We start from the raw sequence: 20,467 nt of genomic DNA, 5'->3' as shown, positions 1-20,467 counted from the left end.
AGTAACGGTCGCGGCGGCGTGCAGGCGCCGCCGCGACGGGTCCGCTCAGTGCGAGCGGATCATGGTGCCGAACGCCTGCTCGGTAAGAATTTCCAGCAGCAGCGAGTGCTCGATGCGGCCGTCGATGATGTGCACCGAATTGACGCCGCTCTTGGCGGCATCGAGCGCCGACGAGATCTTCGGCAGCATGCCGCCGGAGATGGTGCCGTCGGCGAACAGCTCCTCGATCTCGCGCGCCGACAGGTCGGTCAGCAGATTGCCCTTCTTGTCCATCACGCCGGGGATGTTGGTCATCATCACCAGCTTCTCGGCCTTCAGGATCTCGGCCATCTTGCCGGCGACCACGTCGGCGTTGATGTTGTAGGCCTGGCCGTCGTCGGAGAAGCCGATCGGCGAGATCACGGGAATGAAGGCGTCGTCCTGCAGGGCGCGCACCACCGCCGGGTTGATCGCCTCGATGTCGCCGACGAAGCCGATGTCGATGAAGGTGCCCGGATTCTCGCGGTCCGGCATCTGCAGGCGCTTGGCGCGGATCAGCCCGCCATCCTTGCCGGTCAGGCCGACGGCCTGGCCGCCGTACTGGTTGATCAGCATCACGATATCCTGCTGCACCTCGCCGCCCAGCACCCACTCGACCACTTCCATGGTCTCTTCGTCGGTGACGCGCATGCCCTGGATGAAGGTGCCGACCTTGCCGACCTTCTTCAGCGCCTCGTCGATCTGCGGGCCGCCGCCGTGCACCACCACCGGATTCATGCCGACCAGCTTGAGCAGGATCACATCGCGCGCGAAGCCGTGCTTGAGCTTCTCCTCGGTCATGGCGTTGCCGCCGTACTTGACCACGATGGTCTTGCCGTGGAACTTGCGGATATAAGGCAGCGCCTCGGCGAGGATCTCAGCCTTCAGGGAGGGGGCGATGGCGGCTACCGAGGTGACGGCAGGCCCGGGTGCGTCGGCGTTCATGGCAGGGGACATCCGAGAGGTTCAACAAGTATCATGATCGTGTCAAAATCGCTGCGCGGCGGGTTCGCCGCCTTCCGTGGAAGGCGTGGCACCGGTCGCCGGGAGCGGCAGGCGCCGATTTTACAAGAAACCGCGTGCCGCGCGCGCACACCGCCCGACGCAGCGCTGGCGGCGGCCGGGAAGGCCCGGCGCGGCGCCCCGCACGTGCGATGCGCGCAACAGCGAGCGATGCCCGCCGCCCGCCCCCTCAACCTTGCCGCAGGCCGCGCCGATGCCCCTCGATCCTGACGAACTGCAGTCCCTGCGCCCCCACCTGCTGCGCTTCGCCCTGCTGCAGCTGCGCGACGAGGCGCTGGCCGAGGACACGGTGTCGGAAACGCTGCTGGCGGCGCTGGAACACCCCGAGCGCTTCGCCGGCCAGTCAGCGCTCAAGACCTACCTGATCGGCATCCTCAAGCACAAGATCATCGACACGCTGCGCAGCGGCCGCCGCGAAGTGACGCTGGCGCTGAGCGCGGGCGAGGACGGCGACGAGCAGTCCGACCTCGAAGCCTTCGACGCCCTGTTCGCCCGCAACGGCCACTACCAGACCCCGCCGTCCGACTGGGGCGATCCCGACCGCACCTTCGAGCGGCGCGAGTTCTTCGAAATCCTGCAACTGTGCGTGGACCGGCTGCCGGCCAAGATCGGGCGCGTCTTCATGATGCGCGAGTGGCTGGAACTGGAATCGGAGGAAATCTGTCAGGATCTGCAGATCAGCGCGACCAATCTGTGGGTGATGCTCTACCGTGCCCGCATGCGCCTGCGCGAATGCCTCGAGCTGAACTGGTTCGGCCAGCGCGCGGGCTGATGCCGGCCGGCCCGGGAACCCGCCCGCCCCTCCTAGGAAACCATGCCTGATACGCCGCCACGCCGCCGCCTGATGCCGACCTGCCACGAGGTGCACCAGCTCACCATGCAGGGGCTGGACCGCGAACTCGGCTGGGTCCAGCGCCTGCGCGTGCGCAGCCACCTGACGATCTGCGACGCCTGCACCCGGTTCGCCGGCCAGATGCGCCTGATGCGCGCCGCCATGCGCCACCTCGGCCGCGACGACGGCGCGGCCGGGCCACGCCGGGAAGGCTGAGGCAAACGCCACATGAGCGACCGGCCGGCCCCGCCTCCCGCCCCCGCCTGCGCCGTGCTGACCGGCCAGTTGCGGCCGGTCGAGCACTGCAGCCGCTGCGGCAAGGGTTTCGTCTGCGGCCACGCGGCCGGCCTGCCCGCCTGCTGGTGCGCCAGCGAGCCGCTGCTGCCGGCGCGCGCCATCGTGCCGGGCCGGCACTGCCTCTGTCCCGACTGCCTGCGGCAGCGCCGCGCCGGACAGGACTGAGCGGGGCGCCCGGGCTCAGGCGCCGGCCGCGGCCCGCACGCCTGGCGCACCGCCCCACTGCATCACCGCCACCCCCAGCACCACCAGCAAGGCCCCGCCCAGGCGCGCAGCGCTCAGTTCGCGCACGGCAAACCCGGCCAGGCCGAACCGGTCGGCCGCCAGCGCCGCCAGCATCTGCCCTGCCACCACCGCGGCGATGAAGCTGCCCGCGCCCAGCCGCGGCGCCAGCACCAGCGCGGCGGTGATATAGAAGGCACCGAGCAGGCCACCGCTCCACATCCAGCCGCGCACGCCGGCGGCCGCACCGACCGCCGGCAGCGGCACGCGCAGCGCCGCCAGCACCAGCACCACCGCCACCAGGCTGACCAGCAGCGAGACCAGGGTCGCCCACAAGGGATGGCCCAGCGCGCGGCCCAGCCCGCCGTTGGCCCCGGCCTGCAGGGGAATGACCGCGCCGGCGGCGACGCCCATCAGCAGCGACGGCAGCAGGGCGGAGGGGGAAGCGAGAAGCGAAGCCATGGCGCGATCCGAGGAATATCCGAGAGCGCTCAGTTTCAAATATTCCCTTTAAAAATTCCAATTCCGACTTCAAAGATTTAATATTCGCAGCATGAATAATCTACGTGCTATCGACCTGAACCTGCTGGTGGTGCTGGAAGCCCTGCTGGCGGAACGCCATATCTCGCGCGCGGCGCTGCGCCTGCACCTGAGCCAGCCGGCCGTCAGCCATGCGCTCGGCCGCCTGCGCCAACTGCTCGACGATCCGCTGCTGGTGCGCGGCCAGGGCGGCCTGGTGCTGACCGCGCGCGCCCACGAGCTCTCCGGCCCGCTGGCCGAGGCGCTGGCGCAGGTGCGCATCCTGCTGGGGCCGTCCGGCTTCCAGCCGGCGACCGCGCGCCGCACCTTCCGCCTGGCCATGTCCGACTACGGCGCCATGGTGGTGCTGCCGCGCCTGCTGCGCGCGGTGCGCAAGGCCGCGCCGGGCATCGACCTGGTGGTGACGCAGGCCAGCCGTGAGGCAATGACGGCCAAGGTGGCGGACGGCGAGATCGACGCCGCGCTGGGCGTGTTCGCCAATCCGCCGGAAAGCGTGCGCGCACAGACGCTGTTCGAGGATGACTATGCCTGCGCGGTCGACGCCGCCACGGTACGCGACAACGGCCGGCTCGACCAGGTCGCCTACCTGGCGCGTTCCCATGTGCTGGTGGCCACGCACAGCGAGCGCGTCGACGCCATCGACGCGGCCGTGGCCAAGCTCGGCGGCCGCCGCAAGATCGCCTGCGTGCTGCCGCACTGGAGCGTGGCGCCCGCGCTGATCGCCGGGACCAACCTGGTACTGACGACGGCACGGCGCAGCCTGGCCGCGCTGCAGGAAGACCCGCGCTTCGCCGTGTTCGACCCGCCGTTCGCGCTGCCGGGGCTGACCTTCAGCATGATCTGGCACGAGCGCATCGAAGCGGATCCCGGCCACATGTGGCTGCGCGAACGGGTGGTGGCCGCGGCCGCGGGTCAGGAATCGGGAGAATCGATCAGCCTGCGCGGCTGAGCACTGGAATCGCCGGCATCGTCGGCGTCGCCGCAGCCGTCAGACTGCTCGGCTGCCCCGGCGGGCTGGCCCGACGGCGTATCGTGCCGCTTCGCGGCCGGGCCGCCGCGGCGGACGGCTGGCCGGCCAGGCGAGGGCTGCGGCAAGGTTCCTGCGCCGGGCGCGGGAGGGGACGCTGGAAGAGGCGCGCGCCCGCGGCGCGGTGGCGGAGCGGGCGGCCGGGCCGCGCCGCGCGCCGGCACGCCGGTGCCGCCACGGTAGACCAGCTTCTGCCGGGTGCCCAGCTGCTTGTTGGCCATGGCGGCTGCCCGTGCCCTGCGGCGGCGCTCAGTGCATGTGGCCGCTATGGCCACCTTGGCCACCTTGCCCCATGGCTCCCTGCCCCATGGCGCCCAGGTCGCGCACCTCGGCTTCGACGCGCTGCTCGGTGACCTTGCCGCCCTGCTCGATCTTCAGCGTCAGGGGCACCTTGTCGCCGGCCTTGAGCTGGCCCTTCAGGCCCATCAGCATCACGTGGTAGCCGCCCGGCTTCAGTTCGACGTCCTGCATCTTGGGCAGGTCGATCGAGGCCACCGGGCGCATGCGCATCACGCTGCCGTCCATCTTCATCTCGTGCAGCTCCACGCTGGCCGCGACGGGCGAGGACACGCCCACCAGCTTGGCCGCCTCATGGGCGTGCAGGGTCATGAAAGCCCCGGAGGCGGTCTGGGCCGGCACGGTGCCGCGCGCCCAGGCATTGCTGACGTCGACCTGGGCCAGCGCCGCGCCGGAGGCCAGGGCGGCGAACAGGGCGACACAGGAAGCGGCGGCGCGGGCCGCACGGAACTTGGCATGCATGACTGACTCTCCTGAAGATGGGTCTGGTTGGTTCTGCTGCAGGACTCACATTAGACCACGCGGGACGGTGGCGGCCAGCGTCCGGCATCTTGGCGCGCGGGCGGATCGTCCAGTCTGGCAGCGCCGCGCCGGCGCACCAATGCGGCAAGGTGTCGCACGCGCCGGCCGACCGGCGCGTGCGTTGCTACACTGCCGCCATGCCATCCGCTCTCTTCCTGTACGCCCCCTTCGCGCCGGCGGCCGACGGCCAGGCGCGCCACAACCTGGTGAGCCTGCGCCGGCTGTTCTGGCTGCGCTGGGCGCTGCTGAGCGCGCAGGCGACCATGCTGCTGACCTGCGAGGCGCTGGCCGGCGTCATCCTGCCCTACCGCCCGCTGCTGATCATCTTCGCGCTGCAGACCCTGTTCAACCTGATGACGGGCCTGCGGCTGCATCTGCACTCCAGCGACGACGCCGCGCCCAGCGACGCGGAACTGATGGGTCAGCTGATGGTCGACCTGACCGCGCTGTCCGCCATCCTGTTCTTCACCGGCGGCGCCACCAATCCCTTCGTCTCCTTCTACCTGCCGGGACTGGCGATCGCGGCGGCCATCCTGCCGTGGCGCATGGTGATGGCGCTGGCGCTGTTCGCGCTGGCCTGCTATTCGGTGCTGCTGCTCGAATACGTGCCGCTGAACCTGATCAACCCGGACAACGCGGTCAACTACCACCTGGCCGGCATGTGGCTGAACTTCGTCGCCAGCGCGGTGATGATCGCCTTTTTCGTGGCGCGGCTGTCCGGCGTGCTGCGCCAGCGCGACGCCCAGCTCAGCCAGGCGCAGGAGCAGTTGCTGCGCGAGGCGCGCGTGGAAGCGCTCAATGCGCAGGCCGCCGCGGTGGCCCATGAGATCGGCACGCCGCTGTCCACGCTGGCGGTGATCGCGGGCGAACTGCGCGGCGATGCCGAGCACCGCCAGCACGGCGCCACGCCGGTGGCAGGCTACCTGGCCGACCTGCAGACCATGGAGCAGCAGATCGAGCTGTGCAAGTCGATCCTGGCCCGGCTGCGCGAAGACCATGCCACGGTGGCGCCCCAAGCCATCGCCTCCTGGCTGCCGGCCTTCGTCGAGCGCTGGCAATTGCGCCACCCGCAGGCGCAGCTGCAAGCCAGTGCCGCGCCCGCGGCCGCCGCGCAGGAAATCGAGCCGGCCCGGGTCGGCCAGATCCTCACCATCCTGCTCGACAACGCGGCGCGCAGCCAGCAGGGCGCCACCCCGCCGCTGCAATTGTCGATCGCGCTGGAAAGCGGCACCCCGCACGCCACGCTGTGCTTCCGCGTGGCCGACCACGGCGGCGGCATCGCACCGCTGCTGCGCCAGCACCTGGGCGAAGCCCCGGTGGCCAGCTCGCACGGCGGCCAGGGTATCGGCGCCTACCTGGCGCAAAGCACGGCGCTGCGCATGGGCGGCCGCCTGAGCTGGCACGACCATGCCGGCGGCGGCACCGTCGCCGAGCTGCGCCTGCCCCTGGCCGCGCGCGCGGCCGCCGGCGCCTGAATCCTCCAAGCCTGTTTCCCGAGACATCTCCCGAGATCCGCCATGAATGAAGTCCCCCCCACCGCTGCCGGCGACGCTCCGGGCGACCCCGCCGGCGCCCCCTTCCTGGTCGTCGACGACGACACCGTCTTCGCCGGCACGCTGGCGCGCGCGCTGGCACGCCGCGGCTACGCCGTGCAGGTGGCGCACACCCGCCAGGAGGCGCTGGCACTGGCCGAACGCACCGCCTTCGCCTATGTCACGCTGGACCTGCACCTGAACGCGCCCGCCGAGGCCGGCGGCACCGCTCCGGCGGACTCGGGCCTGCACCTGATCGGCCCGCTGCGTACCGCGCTGCCGCACGCGCGCATCCTGATCCTGACCGGCTATGCGAGCATCGCCACCGCGGTCACGGCGGTCAAGCAGGGCGCGGATGAATACCTGGCCAAGCCGGCCAACGTCGACTCGATCCTGACGGCGCTGATGGCGGGGGTGTCGGAGGACGCGGCGGAAGCCGCGCTGGAAGAGCCGGTGCCGCTGTCGGTGGCACGGCTCGAATGGGAGCACATCCAGCGCGTGCTCAACGAGCACGGCGGCAATATCTCGGCAACGGCGCGCGCGCTGAACATGCATCGCCGCACGCTGCAGCGCAAGCTGGGCAAGCGGCCGGTCTCGCGCTGACGGGAGGTGCCGGCGGGACGTGCCCGCGTTCAGAGTCGCAACTGCACGTAGTTCCAGGCCAGGCCGTCGTCGTCGCCTACGCGATCGGCCAGCCGCAAGGCATCCGCGGCATGGCGATCGGCGCGCCAGACCAGGTCGGCGGCCTGCATGGCCTGCGCCAGCGGCGCAGCCCCGCTGGGGGTGCCTGCCGGAACGACGGTGCCGGCGTGGGCGGCAGTCACCAGCGCCGGCAAGCGCGCCGCCGGCGCGCCGCCACCGGCGCTGCAAGCCGCCGCGGCGTCCGGCGCCGCCGCCGGTCCGGGCCGCGCGCACAGGAACAGCGTGGCCGCCGCCAGGCCGCACAGCACGGCGGTGGAAATCATCAGTTCGCGTTTCATCTCGTCCTCCTCGGCGAAGCCGGGCCATGCCGGCGGAAATGGGCACGGCGGGCCGCGGCGGCCACGCCGTGCGCCCCGTACAGGCGACGGCCGCAGCGCCCTCAAGCGACTGCGGCCGCACAGCTTCGCAGCGCGCGCCGGCAGGCGCCAGCGCACTTACCAATGCTTACCTGGCTTACCAGCGTGAGTCACGCTCCCAGGCCTTGAGTTCTTCTTCCACGCGCTCCTTGGTGTAGCCGTAACGCTCCTGGATCCGGCCGGCGAGCTGGTCGCGCTTGCCCTGGATGCGTGCCAGGTCATCGTCGGTCAGCTGGCCCCACTTCTCCTTGATCCGGCCCTTGGCCTGGTCCCACTTGCCTGCGATCTGGTCCCAATTCATGACAGCCCCCTGCTTGGCACAGCACGGCGCGCGCGCACGTGCGATGGATGGATAGATGGACAGCGCGCAGCCGGGTTGTCCGGTCCGGCCCGCGAGAACAAGCTTAGGAGCGCGCCGGACGTCACAGCAGGCGTGCCCCGCCGAAAGGCGTGTCGGTCGATTCCCGCAGGGCAGCCGGGACGCAAGACCGAGGTCAAGGGTGAGGAACCAGGACGAGGAACAAAAAAAAGCGCACCTTGCGGTGCGCTTTTGTTGCGGCCCGGTCGGCCGCGGTAAGCGGACCAGGGCCCCGATGCCGCGTGCGCTCAGAGCACGTAACGCGACAGGTCCTCGTTGCCGACCAGGTCGCCCAGGCGCGCGTCGACGTAAGCGGCGTCGACAGTGATCGTCTCGCCCGACGACTTGGCCGCGTGGAACGACAGGTCTTCCAGCAAGCGTTCCATCACCGTGTAGAGGCGGCGCGCGCCGATGTTCTCGACCTTCTCGTTGACCGAGAAGGCGATCTCGGCCAGCCGGCGGATGCCGTCCGGCGCGAACACCAGGTTGACCTCTTCGGTGGCCAGCAGCGCCTGGTACTGCTTGGTCAGGCTGGCATCGGTCTGGGTCAGGATGGCCTCGAAGTCGGATACCGACAGCGACTCCAGCTCGACGCGGATGGGGAAGCGGCCCTGCAGTTCGGGAATCAGGTCGCTGGGCTTGGACAGGTGGAAGGCGCCGGAAGCGATGAACAGGATATGGTCGGTCCGGATCATGCCGTACTTGGTGCTCACCGTGGTGCCCTCGACCAGCGGCAGCAGGTCGCGCTGCACGCCCTGGCGCGACACCTCGCCGCCGCCGATCTCGCTGCGGCTGGCGATCTTGTCGATCTCGTCCAGGAACACGATGCCGTTCTGCTCGACATTGGCCACGGCCTTGTGCTTGAGCTCCTCGTCATTGACGAGCTTGGCGGCTTCCTCGTCGACCAGCAGCTTGAAGGCTTCCTTGACCTTCATCTTGCGGCGCGCCTTCTTGCCCTGGCCCATGCCGGCGAACATCGAGCGGATCTGCTCGGTCATTTCCTCCATGCCCGGCGGCCCCATGATGTCCATGCTCGGCAGGCCGGCCGACACCTCGAGCTCGATCTCCTTGTCGTCGAGCTGGCCCTCGCGCAGCTTCTTGCGGAAGACCTGGCGGGTGTTGGTGTCCTTCTCCTCGGGCTGGGCGAAGCCGACGTCGCGCGCGGGCGGCAGCAGCACGTCGAGCAGGCGGTCCTCGGCGGCCTCCTCGGCCTTGACGCGCACCTTCTTCATCTCCGATTCGCGCGTCTGCTTGACCGCCATCTCGGCGAGGTCGCGCACGATGGTGTCGACGTCGCGGCCCACATAGCCCACCTCGGTGAACTTGGTGGCCTCGATCTTGATGAAGGGCGCGTCGGCGAGCTTGGCCAGGCGGCGCGCGATCTCGGTCTTGCCGACGCCGGTCGGCCCGATCATCAGGATGTTCTTCGGCGTGATTTCCTGGCGCAGGGGCTCGGCCACCTGCTGGCGGCGCCAGCGGTTGCGCAGGGCGACGGCCACGGCCTTCTTGGCCTTGTCCTGGCCGATGATGTGCTTGTCGAGTTCGGAAACGATTTCCGACGGGGTCATGGTTTGCGACATGGTATCCGTTCAGTGATGGCCGGGGGCGGGCCGCCCGACGCTCATTCCAGCGTCTCGATGACGAAATTGGTGTTGGTGTAGATGCAGAGTTCGCCGGCGATGGTGAGCGACTTCTCCACGATGTCCTTGGGGGCCAGGTCGGTATTCTCGACCAGGGCCTTGGCCGCCGACTGGGCGTAGGAGCCGCCCGAGCCGATCGCGGCCACGCCGCCCTCGGGATCGAGCACGTCGCCGTTGCCGGTCAGCACCAGCGTGGTGTCGCGGTCGGCGACGATCAGCATGGCCTCCAGGCGGCGCAGGGCGCGGTCGGAACGCCAGTCCTTGGCGAGGTCCACGGCAGCGCGCGTCAGCTGGCCCTGGTGTTTCTCCAGCTTGGCCTCGAAACGGTCGAGCAGGGAGAAAGCGTCGGCCGTGCTGCCGGCGAAGCCGACCAGTACCTTGCCGTTGTAGATACGGCGTACCTTGCGCGCCGTGCCCTTCATGACGACGTTGCCGAGCGTGACCTGCCCGTCACCGCCGAGCGCGACCTGGTTGCCGCGGCGTACGCTGAGAATAGTGGTGCCGTGATACTGTTCCATGATGGCTTCGGAGAGGGGATCTGCCCAGCAAGTGGCGGCGGCCGGCGCGAATTCAAGGGCCGGCGCCCGGGAGGCTGCGCGGCGCACGCGCCGCACAGCGGTTCCCTCACTATAGACGCCCCCCCGCCGGCGCGGCGCAGCGGCGCCGCAAAGCAAAAGGCCACGCCGCCGGCGTGGCCTTTTGCGCTGGGCAAGCCGCCCGCCGGGCAGCCTGGGCGCGGATCAGTCGGCGTAGACGCCGGCCTTGCGGATCACCGGAGTCCACTTGTTGATCTCGCCGGCGAGGAAGGTGCGCAGCGAATCCGGCGTGGCGCGCTGGGCCGGTACCGCCTCGGCACCCAGTTCGGCCATCTTGGCACGGAAATTGGGGTCGGCCACGGCCTTCTGCAGGGCCGCCGACAGCTTGTCGATGACCGGCTTGGGCGTGCCCTTGGGCGCGTACATGGCGTGCCAGATCTTCACTTCCACGCCCGGCAGGCCCTGCTCGCCCGCGGTCGGGATGTCCTTGAAGGCTTCTACGCGGCGCGCCTGCATGGCGGCGTAGGGCTTGAGCGAGCCCGCCTTGAGCTGGCCGGCGATATTGGTGGTCTGGTCGCATATCAGGTTGACCTGGCCGCCCAGGATGTCGGTCAGCGCCGGCGCCGTGCCCTTGTAGGGCACCGTGGTCAGCTCGGTCTGGATCGCGCTCTGGAACAGCAGGCCGCACAGGTGCGAAGCCGAGCCGATACCGGCATTGGCCAGCGAGAGCTTGCTGGCATTGGCCTTGATGTACGGCAGCAGGTCCTTGAAGTTGCTCGGCGGCAGGTTCTTGTTGCCGACCATCACCATCGGCACGTCGGCGATCTCGCCCACCATCTCGAAATCCTTGAGCGGGTCGAAGCCGAGGTTGCGGTACAACGCCGGCGCGGTCGACATGCCGATGTGGTGGATCAGGATGGTGTAGCCGTCGTTGCGCGCCTGCGCGACCTTCTTGGCGCCGATGGTGCCGCCGGCGCCACCCAGGTTCTCGATGACGATCTGGGTACCCAGGTGCTTGGACATGATCATGGTCAGCTCGCGCGCAACCTTGTCGGTCGGACCGCCGGCGGAGAACGGCACCACGGCCGACACCGGCTTGCTGCCCGGATACTCGTCAGCATGTGCGCCAGGCGTCACCCAAATCAGACCGACCGCCAGCGCGGCCGCCACCTTCAGTGCAACTCGTTTCATCTTCTCTCCTGGATACCCTGTTGTTCCCGTCCACGGTATGGCGCCCGGCCGGATTCGCCAGGCGCGTGCCCGCCGCCGCTCGCGGCGGGCCGCCCAGTGCCGCGAGGCGCCGCAGATCCGGCCTCGCCCCGGCGTCACCCCGCGGCAATGCGCCGGCTCCGGGGTGGGCGGAGCGCAATGCTATCAATTGCAGACATCCAGACACATTAGTGCTAACCCGGTCGCTGGCTGTGGCGGCGGAGCGGCCTGGCGGCGCAGCGGCCGCCTGCCTGGTGGAACGGAAAACAGGAGATATGAGAAACAAGCGTCACAAAACAGGCCGTCGCGGCGCTGCACCGGGTGCCTGGCCGCCCTGGCGCTCCGGCGTGCCGGCGCCGCAACCGCCTCAACGGAAGAAGGCCAGCATCTCCCCGGCCAGTGCCTCGGCGGCCTCCTCCGGCACGTAGTGACCGCAGGGCAGCGCCTGCCCGCTGACGTCCTGCGCGACTTCCTGCCACAGCGCCAGCGGCTCGAAGCAGCGCGCGACCACGCCGTGCTCGCCCCACAGCACCCGCAGCGGGGGCGCCAGCCGGCGCCCGGCCTCGCGGTCGGCGCGGTCGTGCTCCAGGTCGACGCCGGCCGAGGCACGGTAGTCCTCGCACATGGCATGCACGCGCGCCGGTTCGCGCATGGCTGCGCCATAGGCGGCCAGGGCATCGGCGGCGAACGGCTCGGGACCGCCCTGGCGCATGCCCAGGCCCAGGCAGCGCGCCAGGAAGAAGTCGGGCTCGGCATTGATCAGGGTTTCCGGCAGGGGCTCTGGCTGGATCAGGAAGAACCAGTGCCAGTAGGCGGCGGCGAAGGCCATGCTGGTGCGCTCGTACATGGCCAGCGTGGGGGCGATATCGAGCAGCATCAGGCGGCTGACCGCCTCCGGATGGTCCATGCAGAGCCGGTGCGCCACGCGCGCGCCGCGATCGTGGGCGCACAGCGCGAAGCGCGGGTAGCCGAGCGCCGCCATCAGCGCGACCTGGTCCTGCGCCATGGCGCGCTTGCTGTAGGCGGCATGCCCGGGCCCGCCGGGCGGCGCCGAACTGCTGCCATAGCCGCGCAGGTCGGTGGCGATCACGGTGAAGTGGTCGGCCAGCGCCGGCGCCACCTTGTGCCAGATCAGGTGGCTCTGGGGAAAGCCATGCAGCAGCAGCAGCGGCGGGCCGGAGCCGCCCCGCACGCCGGCGATCTCCGCGCCGCCCACCTTCAGGCGCAAGGGTTCGAAGTTGGGATACAGCAGCGCGCTCGCGTCATTGAGCATCTCGGGTCTCCTCCCTGGCGGCGGCGCCCCGCGGCGGGACGCCGGCCTCTTGTTGGCGATGATAGGCGCATTCGCCGCGACGGAAGCCAAGGCATGGCCAGCCCCGCCAGAATTGCAACTAAATTGCATCACCCAGGGGGCTATGGTTAAATCGGGTCATGACCCACCCCTCCGAGACCTGGCCGGCCGGCGCGCCGGCCGCAGCCGCCCTGGACGACGCGCGCGAACGCCTGCGGCGGCTGGGCGCGCGCGTGACGCAGCCGCGCCTGTGCATCCTGGCCTGCCTGATCGGCAGCGACGAAGCCCTGACCCACCAGGCGGTGCTCGACCGCATTCCCGCCACCGGCGAAGCCATCGACCGCGTGACCGTCTACCGCGTGCTCGACTGGCTGGTCGAACAAGGCCTGGCGCAGAAGCGCGCCGGCAACGACCGCGTCTTCCGCTTCAGCCTGGTCGAGCACGAGGCGGCGCGCGCCCAGGTCCATCGCCGGCACAGCCATTTCCACTGCACGCGCTGCGACCGCACCTTCTGCCTGGACGACGGCAGCGTGCCCGCCGGGCTGGACGCCCCGCGCGTGCCCAGCGGCTTCGCCGTCGAACACGTCGAGCTGACCGTCAATGGCATCTGCGCCGAATGCGGCGCGCGCACCGAACCTGCGCGGCAGGCAGCGCCGGCGCAACCCGAATAAACGAGGCGGCACCGCCCGCCCGTGCGGCGCCGCGCCTTTCCCCTTCCACGGAGAACGACAATGTCCAAACTGATCCCGGTCACCATCCTGACGGGCTTCCTCGGCAGCGGCAAGACCACGCTGCTCAAGCGCATCCTGAACGAGCAGCACGGCATGAAGATCGCCGTGATCGAGAACGAGTTCGGCGAAGAGAACATCGACAACGAGATCCTGGTGCAGGACGGCCGCGAGCAGATCGTGCAGATGAGCAACGGCTGCATCTGCTGCACCATCCGCGGCGACCTGGTGGCCGCGCTGTCGCAGCTGATCAGCCGCCGCGATGCCGGCGAGATCGACTTCGATCGCGTCGTGATCGAAACCACCGGCGTGGCCAATCCCGGTCCGGTGGCGCAGACCTTCTTCATGGACGAGGAGATCGCGCAGCGCTACCTGCTCGACGCGGTGGTCACGCTGGTCGACGCCAAGCACGCCGAGCAGCAGCTGGACAAGCAGGAAGAGGCGCAGCGCCAGGTGGGCTTCGCCGACGCCATCTTCATCACCAAGGCCGACCTGGTCGGCGAGCCCGAGGTGGCGGAGCTGCGCCACCGCCTGCTGCACATGAACCCGCGCGCGCCGATCCGCACCGCGCACTTCGGCGAAGCGCCGATCGACGCCATCTTCGACCTGCGCGGCTTCAACCTGAACGCCAAGCTGGAGATCGACCCCGACTTCCTGCGCGCCGACGACGAGCACGATCACGACCACGGGCATGACCACGAGCACGGCGAGCAGTGCGGCGCCGACTGTGGCCATGACCATGGCCATGACGCTCATGGCGACCATGGCCACGGCCATGCGCACGATCACCACCACCACCACCATCACACCGATCGCATCGCTTCCTTCGTCTTCCGCAGCGAGCAACCTTTCCACTATGGCAAGCTGGAGGAGTTCCTGTCCGGCATCCTGTCGGTGTACGGCGAGAAACTGCTGCGCTACAAGGGCGTGCTGTACATGCAGAACGTGGACCGCAAGGTCGTGTTCCAGGGCGTGCACCAGTTGATGGGCAGCGATGTCGGGGCCAAGTGGGGCGACGAAACGCCTGGCACCAAGATGGTGTTCATCGGCGTCGACCTGCCCAAGGACGCCATCCTGAAGGGCCTGGCCAACTGCCTGGCCTGAGCGCCGGCCCGCCGGTCCGGCCCCGCATGCCCCCCTTTCGGGTGGGATTTGGGGTCTGGATCGGAAAAGACCGCCAAAATCGACCGGTTTTCCCCCGTATCTCGGAAAAATTTGTTCAAGTACAATAGGTCGGATTTAGTGCGGGCGGCGTGGCTTGGAATTCGCCACCCGAGTTCGGCAGGACGGCGTCCGTCGTCGGTACGAGGTGGGTCGCCAGGCGCGGTCGCAGTGCTTCGTGCGGAGACCGCCTGATTCCGCCCCGGGGCACCGGCAAGCGTCATCCCAGATCGACGCGAAAGAGAGGTGTCCCATGTCAGCCGCAACAAAAACGAAGGAAAGCCGCAGCAAGACAGCTAGCGTTGCGGCCGAGACGATAGAGGCGCCGTCCCGCAAGGCGGCATCGGGATCCCGCAGTGACACGGCGCGCGCCGCTGCAAGCGGGTCCAAGGGAGGCACGCGAAGCAGCAAGACTGCAGCCAGCCAGAGTGAAACGTCCACGCCGCGCAAGCAGCCGGACACTGCACCCGAGCGGAGCCCCGCCCCGCCGGTCGCATCAACAAGAGAATCAGCAGCAACCATGAGCAGCAATAAACTTCTGACTGAAGCTGAAATCCTGAAGATGGGCGACAAGGATTACATGAATGAAGCGCAACTCGCTTTCTTCAAGCATCGCCTTGAACAGCTGCGCGACGACATCCTGAAGAACGCCGACCAGACGACGGAGCACCTGCGCGAAACGGTCATCGTGCCGGATCCGGCCGACCGCGCCACCATCGAGGAAGAGCATGCCCTCGAGCTGCGCACCCGCGATCGCGAGCGCAAGCTGCTGAAGAAGGTCGAGCAGGCCCTGGTCCGCATCGAATCCGGCGAGTACGGCTGGTGCGAGGAAACCGGCGAGCCGATCGGCGTGCCGCGCCTGCTGGCGCGCCCCACCGCCACGCTGTCGCTGGAAGCCCAGCAGCGCCGCGAACTGCGCCAGAAGCTGTTCGGCGACTGAGCATTGCCGGCTTCCGGCGGGCAGCGCGCCCCCGCCAGAGCACGGCCCGGCTTGCCGGGCCGTTTTGTTTTGTGCGGGCCGCCCTGCGCGCCCGCCACCTGGCCGGCGGCGGGCAGTCATTCTGTCTTTGTGGTGTCATCGACACCGGCCTAAGATGGAGGCCTGGGCCCGGCTGTGCGTCGGGCCGGCTTTCTGTTACAGTCGCAACTTTGTTGCAATAACCAGCGCCACGCGGCGCTCCGCTTGTCATGGCCGATCGCCTGCCCGTCACCGTGCTGTCCGGATTCCTCGGCGCCGGCAAGACCACCCTGCTCAACCACGTGCTCGCCAACCGCGAGGGCAAGCGGGTCGCTGTGATCGTCAACGACCTCGCCGACGTCAACATCGATGCGCGCCTGGTCGGCGACGGACGCGTGGCCCAGGCCGGCGAGCGGCTGATCGAGCTGTCCAACGGCTGCATCTGCTGCACCTTGCGCGAGGACCTGCTGACCGAGATCGGCAAGCTCGCGCGCGAAGGCCGCTTCGACTACCTGCTGGTCGAGTCCACCGGCGTGGCCGAGCCGCTGCCGATCGCCGAGACCTTCACCTTCGAGGACGAGCACGGCACCACGCTGGACCAGGTCGCCCGCCTCGACACCATGGTCACGGTGGTGGATGCCGCCCACTTCCTGCGCGATTTCAACGAAGCCGACTACCTGAGCGACCGCGGCCAGGCGCGCGACGAAGACGACGACCGTACCGTGGTCGACCTGCTGATCGAGCAGGTCGAGTTCTGCGACGTGATCGTGCTGAACAAGATCGACCTGGTCAGCGCAGCCGAACGCGAGCGCCTGGCCGGCATCCTGCACACCCTCAACCCGCGCGCCGACATCGTGGCCGCCTCCTTCGGCCAGGTGCCGCTGGCGCGCCTGCTCGACACCGGCCGCTTCGATTTCGAGGCCGCCGCCGCGGCCCCCGGCTGGCTGGCCGAACTGCGCGGCGAGCATGTGCCCGAGACCGCCGCCTACGGCATCGGCAGCTTCGTCTACCGCCGCCGCCGCCCCTTCCATCCACAGCGCTTCGCCGCGCTGATCCATGGTGACTGGCTGCGCGAGCATGGCAACGTGCTGCGCTCCAAGGGCTTCTTCTGGCTGGCCGGCCGCATGGACACCGCAGGCAGCTGGAGCCAGGCCGGCGGCGTCTGCCGCCATGGCGGCGCCGGTGCCTGGTGGGCGGCCGTCGATCCGGCCGAATGGCCGGCCGAGGACGAGGCCCGCGCCGCCATCGAGGCCGACATGCTGGACGAGGACGGCCAGCCTGCACGCTTCGGCGACCGCCGCCAGGAACTGGTCTTCATCGGCCAGGACATGGACCGCGCCGCGCTGGAAGCCCTGCTCGACGCCTGCCTGCTGGACGATGCCGAGATGGCCGCCGGCCCGTCCGCCTGGGCTGCCTGGCAAGACCCCTTCCCCGCCTGGGACGACACCTTCGACGGCCTCGACGGCGACGACGGCGACGACGACTGCGGTCACGATCCGGACCGCTGCGACTGCGGGCATGCGCACTGAACGGCACGCGCCGCGCCGGCCGAGCCTGGCGCACGCGCTCTGGCTCTCGCTGTGCCTGCTGCTGGCCCAGCATGCCGGCCTGACGCACCGCGTCCTGCACGGCGGCCTGCAGAACCAGCCGCTGCTGGCGGCCGCCGAAGCGGCGCCGGCTGCGGCCGGCCTGCTGTCGGACCCGCTGGCCGACCCGCTGGCCGACGGCACCCTCGATGAAGGCCCGCGCGACCCGCTCGCCCTGCGGGGCGGCGGCCACTCTTGTGTCCTCTTCGATGCGGCGGCCCTGGCCGACACGCATTGCAGCCTGGCCCTGCCCGGCGTGCTCGCGCACGGGCACCCGCACGCGCCGGCCAGCGCCGAGGCGGCCCGGCCCGACCTCGCCCCCCTCACAGCCTTCCATCCGCGCGCCCCACCGGCAGCGCTCGCACTCGCCTGATCCCCGGGGCCCGAGCGGCCCCGCCTCCACCAGCATCCACCGACCCGCGGACCGCCGCCGGCCGGGCCCGTCGCATACCCGCACGCGCCCGGCGGCGCCTAGTGTCCTGATTCTTCCATTCGTTGGATCGCCCGGTCTGCAGAGAAGACGTTCGAGGCCAGGAACGACGCGCAGCAAGGCTGGAGCCTTGCGGGCATTCGTGACGGCGCATCGCACGGCTTATCGACGGACTCAGGACGCACCGAGTCAACGAATTTGTGATTCAGGACACTTGCCCCGCGCGTCGCTCCGCGCCGGCACCGCGCCGGCGCGGCCCCTATCGATTGCGAGCCATGCCCAACCTGCAAGCCCACAAGAAGAACGCCTCGCGGCGCCCCTCACGCTCCGCCCTGCGCGCCATCTCCGCGCTCACCGCCCTGCTCGCCTCGGGCGGCGCCTATGCGCAAGGCGCTCCCGCCGAAAGCGCGGACGCCGCGGAAAGCGCCGAGCGCAACACCCTGAAGACCGTGGTGGTCACCGCCAACCCGCTCGGCAGCGAACTCAACGAGATGGTCGCGCCCGCCAGCGCGCTGCAGGGCGATGCCTTGACGCTGCGCCAGGGCAGCACGCTGGGCCAGACCCTGGATGGCCTGCCCGGTGTCTCCTCGACCGGTTTCGGACCCAATGCCAGCCGGCCGGTGATCCGCGGCCTCGACGCCGACCGCATCAAGATCCTGCAGGACGGCGGCAGCACCGTCGACGCCTCCTCGCTGTCCTATGACCACGCGGTGCCGGTCGACCCGCTGGTGGCCGAGCGGATCGAAGTGGTGCGCGGCCCGGCCGCGCTGATGTACGGCGGCAACGCCATCGGCGGCGTGGTCAACGTGATCGACAACCGCATTCCGAAGGCACCGGTGGAAGGCGTCGGCGGCGCGCTCGACACCAGCGCCACCGCCGGCGGCGACCAGGGGCGCGGCGCCAGCGCCCTGCTCGAGGCCGGCAACGGCCGCTTCGCCATCCACGCCGATGCCTTTGCCCGCAAGACCAGCGACCAGCGCATTCCCGGCTTCGCGCGCAGCGCCGCGCTGCGTGCCAGCCAGCCCCTCGCCGAAGGCGAGAGCGAGGCCTACGGCCGCCTGCCCAATACCAGCGCCCAGCAGGACGGCGGCTCGCTGGGCGGCGCCTATACCTGGGCCGATGGCTTCGTCGGCGCCAACTACAGCGCCTACCGCAACGAATACGGTACCCCCGCCGAGTCCGACGTGCGCCTGAAGATGAAGCAGGACCGCTTCGCCCTGGCCGGCGAGGCACGCGAGTTGTCCGGCGCCACCGGCGGCTGGCTGGAGGCGGTCAAGGCGAGCTTCAGCCACACCGAGTACGAGCACAAGGAAATCGAGCACGGCGCGACCGGCACCATCTTCCGCAACCGCGGCTGGGATGCGCGCGTGGAAGCACGCCATGGCAACATCGGCCCGCTGCGCGGCGTGGTCGGCGCCCAGTTCGGCCAGACCCGCTTCTCGGCGCTGGGCGAGGAAGCCTTCGTGCCCAGTACCGACACCGACAACGCGGCCCTGTTCGTGTTCGAGGAACTGCCCCTGGCCGCCGGCGGCGACCTCAAGCTGGACCTGGGCGGCCGGCTCGACCACAGCCGCGTCAGATCCAGTGCCAACGGCAACGAGCGCTTCAGCGACGCCAGCCGCAGCTTCAACGCCGCCAGCGCGTCGGCCGGCCTGCTCTACAAGCTGACGCCGGCCTGGTCGCTGAGCAGCAACCTGGCCTATACCGAGCGCGCGCCGACCTTCTACGAGCTGTTCGCCAACGGCCCGCACGTGGCCACCGGCACCTGGGAAGTCGGCGACCCGAACGCGGCCAAGGAACGCGCCACCTCGCTGGACCTCGGCGTGCGCTTCAAGAACGGGCCCCACAGCGCCAGCCTGTCCGGCTACTACAACCGCTTCGCCAACTACCTGGCGCTGCAGGCCACCGGCCATGCACGCGATGAGGCGGGCGACGTGGTCGCCGCGGGCACCGCAGGCGCCCTGCCGGAGTTCCGCTACGCAGGCGTGCCCGCCACGCTGTATGGCCTCGAGGCGGAAGGCCGCACGCGCCTGGCCGAGCGACTCGCCTTCGCCGGCGACAGCCTCGACCTGGAAGGCCGCGTCGACCTGGTACGCGGCAAGAACCGCGACACCGGCGAGCCGCTGCCGCGCCTGGCGCCGCTGCGCCTGGGCGGCGCGCTGATCTACGGCGCGGGCCCCTGGAACGCGCGCGTGGACGTCACCTATGCCGCGCGCCAGACCCGCGTGCCGGCCAACGACACGCCGACCGAGGCTTATACGCTGCTGGGCCTCGCGCTGAGCTACAAGTTCAAGCTGGCCGGCACCCAGACCCTGGTCTACCTGCGCGGCGATAACCTGACCAACCAGGACGCGCGCAATGCGACCTCCCTGCTGCGCGACATCGCGCCGCTGGCGGGACGCAGCGTCAAGGTGGGCCTGCGCACGACCTTCTGAGCACCCGCGTGGCGGCGGGCCGGTCCGCGCGGCGGTTCAGCGCGGGCCGGGCGGCCACTCCGTATACGGATAGGAGGGGATGGCCGCCGCATGCGCCTTTTGGCAGGTCCGGCACGGGCAATGCACGATCGGCCCGTCGAGCCGGTCGATCTCGAAGCGCACGGCCCCGCGCAGGCAACTGCCCTTCACCCTCTCCCTCCCAGGCTGGCCGGGCCGAACGATTCCGGCACCAGCGAATAGACCGCAGCCGCGCATGGCAGCCCGTGCATGACCAGGCGGTTGCGCGCGATGCATTCGAACTGCGCGCCGATCTTCTCCGCCACGCCGCGGCTGGCCGCGTTGTGCTCGGCCGCCACGATCTCCAGCCGCGTCAGGCGCAGGCGGTGGAAGGCGAAGCAGGCCATCATCGCCGCCGCGCGCGAGGCCAGGCCCTGGCGCTGGCGGCTGGCGCGGATCCAGTAGCCGAGATTGCCCATGTTGTAGGCGCTGTGGACATCGCTGACGGCGACACCGCCATAGAGCTCGCGGCCATCGGGCGAATACACGCCGACGTCGTAGCTGGACCCGGCGGCCAGGTTGTCGGCGCAGATATCGAACCAGGCCTGCGCGTCGAGCGCATCGTAGCCCTCGTGCGCCCACGGCATCCAGACGCCCACGCTGGCGCGCGACTCGCGCACGGCAGCCACGAATTGCGGCACGTCGGCGTGCCGGAACGGCCGCAACATGAACCCCTGTCCATGCAGCGTCTGCATCATGCGATTCCGTGC

At 70.0% G+C, this 20,467-nt stretch carries 22 protein-coding genes; 12 read left to right on the top strand and 10 right to left on the bottom strand.

Going from position 1 to position 20,467, the window contains the following annotated elements; genetic code table 11:
* Window positions 1-45: 45 nt before the first annotated feature.
* On the bottom strand, window positions 46-963 hold the full coding sequence (gene argB, locus BKK81_RS03415; RefSeq protein ID WP_071010765.1) for an acetylglutamate kinase: 918 nt from the start codon (window positions 961-963) through the stop codon (window positions 46-48).
* Window positions 964-1,234: 271 nt separating this feature from the next.
* On the opposite strand from argB, the gene BKK81_RS03410 reads away from it, so the two are divergent.
* The 3 genes from BKK81_RS03410 to BKK81_RS03400 are packed head-to-tail and all read left to right on the top strand — an operon-like array spanning window position 1,235 to window position 2,335.
* Window positions 1,235-1,813 (top strand): sigma-70 family RNA polymerase sigma factor, encoded by a 579-nt coding sequence (locus tag BKK81_RS03410; RefSeq protein WP_071015998.1) that lies wholly within the window; start codon window positions 1,235-1,237, stop codon window positions 1,811-1,813.
* 42 nt (window positions 1,814-1,855) lie between these two features.
* Window positions 1,856-2,089 (top strand): zf-HC2 domain-containing protein, encoded by a 234-nt coding sequence (locus BKK81_RS03405; RefSeq protein WP_071010764.1) that lies wholly within the window; start codon window positions 1,856-1,858, stop codon window positions 2,087-2,089.
* Window positions 2,090-2,101: 12 nt separating this feature from the next.
* Window positions 2,102-2,335, top strand: coding sequence for a cysteine-rich CWC family protein (locus BKK81_RS03400; protein ID WP_071010763.1), 234 nt, complete (start codon window positions 2,102-2,104; stop codon window positions 2,333-2,335).
* A gap of 15 nt (window positions 2,336-2,350) precedes the next feature.
* Here the strand turns inward: BKK81_RS03400 and BKK81_RS03395 are convergent, their stop codons facing one another.
* Window positions 2,351-2,854 carry a DMT family transporter gene (locus tag BKK81_RS03395; protein WP_071010762.1) on the bottom strand — a complete coding sequence of 168 codons (504 nt, stop codon included), beginning with the start codon at window positions 2,852-2,854 and terminating at the stop codon, window positions 2,351-2,353.
* A gap of 91 nt (window positions 2,855-2,945) precedes the next feature.
* Here BKK81_RS03395 and BKK81_RS03390 point away from each other — a divergent pair, with 91 nt between their 5' ends.
* Complete coding sequence (locus BKK81_RS03390; protein WP_071010761.1) at window positions 2,946-3,881, top strand: LysR family transcriptional regulator; 936 nt, start codon at window positions 2,946-2,948, stop codon at window positions 3,879-3,881.
* Between the two features lie 327 nt (window positions 3,882-4,208).
* Here the strand turns inward: BKK81_RS03390 and BKK81_RS03385 are convergent, their stop codons facing one another.
* On the bottom strand, window positions 4,209-4,718 hold the full coding sequence (locus BKK81_RS03385) for a copper chaperone PCu(A)C (RefSeq protein ID WP_071010760.1): 510 nt from the start codon (window positions 4,716-4,718) through the stop codon (window positions 4,209-4,211).
* Window positions 4,719-4,915: 197 nt separating this feature from the next.
* On the opposite strand from BKK81_RS03385, the gene BKK81_RS03380 reads away from it, so the two are divergent.
* Together BKK81_RS03380 and BKK81_RS03375 are read left to right on the top strand one after the other, a co-directional pair.
* The gene (locus BKK81_RS03380; RefSeq protein WP_083384193.1) at window positions 4,916-6,253 is read left to right on the top strand and encodes an ATP-binding protein; all 1,338 of its coding nucleotides are present in this window, start codon (window positions 4,916-4,918) and stop codon (window positions 6,251-6,253) included.
* A 42-nt stretch (window positions 6,254-6,295) separates the two neighbouring features.
* Entirely contained in the window at window positions 6,296-6,913 is a 618-nt protein-coding gene (locus tag BKK81_RS03375; protein ID WP_071010759.1) for a response regulator transcription factor, read from the top strand.
* Window positions 6,914-6,942: 29 nt separating this feature from the next.
* On the opposite strand, the gene BKK81_RS03370 is transcribed toward BKK81_RS03375, so the two are convergent.
* The 6 genes from BKK81_RS03370 to BKK81_RS03345 form a co-directional block, all read right to left on the bottom strand.
* Window positions 6,943-7,290, bottom strand: a complete 348-nt coding sequence (locus BKK81_RS03370; RefSeq protein WP_071010758.1) for a hypothetical protein — start codon at window positions 7,288-7,290, stop codon at window positions 6,943-6,945.
* Window positions 7,291-7,465: 175 nt separating this feature from the next.
* Entirely contained in the window at window positions 7,466-7,669 is a 204-nt protein-coding gene (locus tag BKK81_RS03365; protein ID WP_071010757.1) for a CsbD family protein, read from the bottom strand.
* A 305-nt stretch (window positions 7,670-7,974) separates the two neighbouring features.
* Window positions 7,975-9,306, bottom strand: coding sequence for an ATP-dependent protease ATPase subunit HslU (gene hslU, locus BKK81_RS03360; RefSeq protein WP_071010756.1), 1,332 nt, complete (start codon window positions 9,304-9,306; stop codon window positions 7,975-7,977).
* Between the two features lie 41 nt (window positions 9,307-9,347).
* Complete coding sequence (gene hslV / locus BKK81_RS03355; RefSeq protein WP_071010755.1) at window positions 9,348-9,884, bottom strand: ATP-dependent protease subunit HslV; 537 nt, start codon at window positions 9,882-9,884, stop codon at window positions 9,348-9,350.
* Window positions 9,885-10,106: 222 nt separating this feature from the next.
* Complete coding sequence (locus BKK81_RS03350) at window positions 10,107-11,093, bottom strand: tripartite tricarboxylate transporter substrate-binding protein (RefSeq protein WP_071010754.1); 987 nt, start codon at window positions 11,091-11,093, stop codon at window positions 10,107-10,109.
* A gap of 385 nt (window positions 11,094-11,478) precedes the next feature.
* Window positions 11,479-12,384, bottom strand: coding sequence for an alpha/beta fold hydrolase (locus BKK81_RS03345; protein WP_071010753.1), 906 nt, complete (start codon window positions 12,382-12,384; stop codon window positions 11,479-11,481).
* Between the two features lie 158 nt (window positions 12,385-12,542).
* Here BKK81_RS03345 and BKK81_RS03340 point away from each other — a divergent pair, with 158 nt between their 5' ends.
* The 6 genes from BKK81_RS03340 to BKK81_RS03315 all read left to right on the top strand — a co-directional run bounded on the left by BKK81_RS03340 (window position 12,543) and on the right by BKK81_RS03315 (window position 19,700).
* Complete coding sequence (locus BKK81_RS03340) at window positions 12,543-13,073, top strand: Fur family transcriptional regulator (protein ID WP_071010752.1); 531 nt, start codon at window positions 12,543-12,545, stop codon at window positions 13,071-13,073.
* A gap of 60 nt (window positions 13,074-13,133) precedes the next feature.
* Entirely contained in the window at window positions 13,134-14,234 is a 1,101-nt protein-coding gene (locus BKK81_RS03335; RefSeq protein WP_071010751.1) for a CobW family GTP-binding protein, read from the top strand.
* Between the two features lie 310 nt (window positions 14,235-14,544).
* Window positions 14,545-15,231: an RNA polymerase-binding protein DksA gene (gene dksA / locus BKK81_RS36245; RefSeq protein WP_231907969.1), complete on the top strand. Its 687-nt coding sequence runs from the start codon at window positions 14,545-14,547 to the stop codon at window positions 15,229-15,231.
* Between the two features lie 248 nt (window positions 15,232-15,479).
* The gene (gene zigA, locus BKK81_RS03325) at window positions 15,480-16,778 is read left to right on the top strand and encodes a zinc metallochaperone GTPase ZigA (protein ID WP_071010749.1); all 1,299 of its coding nucleotides are present in this window, start codon (window positions 15,480-15,482) and stop codon (window positions 16,776-16,778) included.
* The gene (locus BKK81_RS03320; RefSeq protein ID WP_071010748.1) at window positions 16,768-17,208 is read left to right on the top strand and encodes a hypothetical protein; all 441 of its coding nucleotides are present in this window, start codon (window positions 16,768-16,770) and stop codon (window positions 17,206-17,208) included. The genes zigA and BKK81_RS03320 overlap by 11 nt, the downstream gene beginning before the upstream one ends.
* Before the next feature lie 332 nt (window positions 17,209-17,540).
* Window positions 17,541-19,700: a TonB-dependent receptor gene (locus tag BKK81_RS03315; RefSeq protein ID WP_071010747.1), complete on the top strand. Its 2,160-nt coding sequence runs from the start codon at window positions 17,541-17,543 to the stop codon at window positions 19,698-19,700.
* Between the two features lie 185 nt (window positions 19,701-19,885).
* Here BKK81_RS03315 and BKK81_RS03310 read toward each other — a convergent pair whose 3' ends face one another.
* Window positions 19,886-20,455, bottom strand: coding sequence for a GNAT family N-acetyltransferase (locus tag BKK81_RS03310; RefSeq protein WP_231907968.1), 570 nt, complete (start codon window positions 20,453-20,455; stop codon window positions 19,886-19,888).
* Between the last annotated feature and the right edge of the window lie 12 nt (window positions 20,456-20,467).

Origin of the sequence: Cupriavidus sp. USMAHM13 (assembly GCF_001854285.1) — a bacterium.
In the GTDB taxonomy this organism is placed as follows: Bacteria; Pseudomonadota; Gammaproteobacteria; order Burkholderiales; family Burkholderiaceae; genus Cupriavidus; species Cupriavidus malaysiensis.
This window is presented reverse-complemented; position numbering and strand designations above follow the sequence as displayed.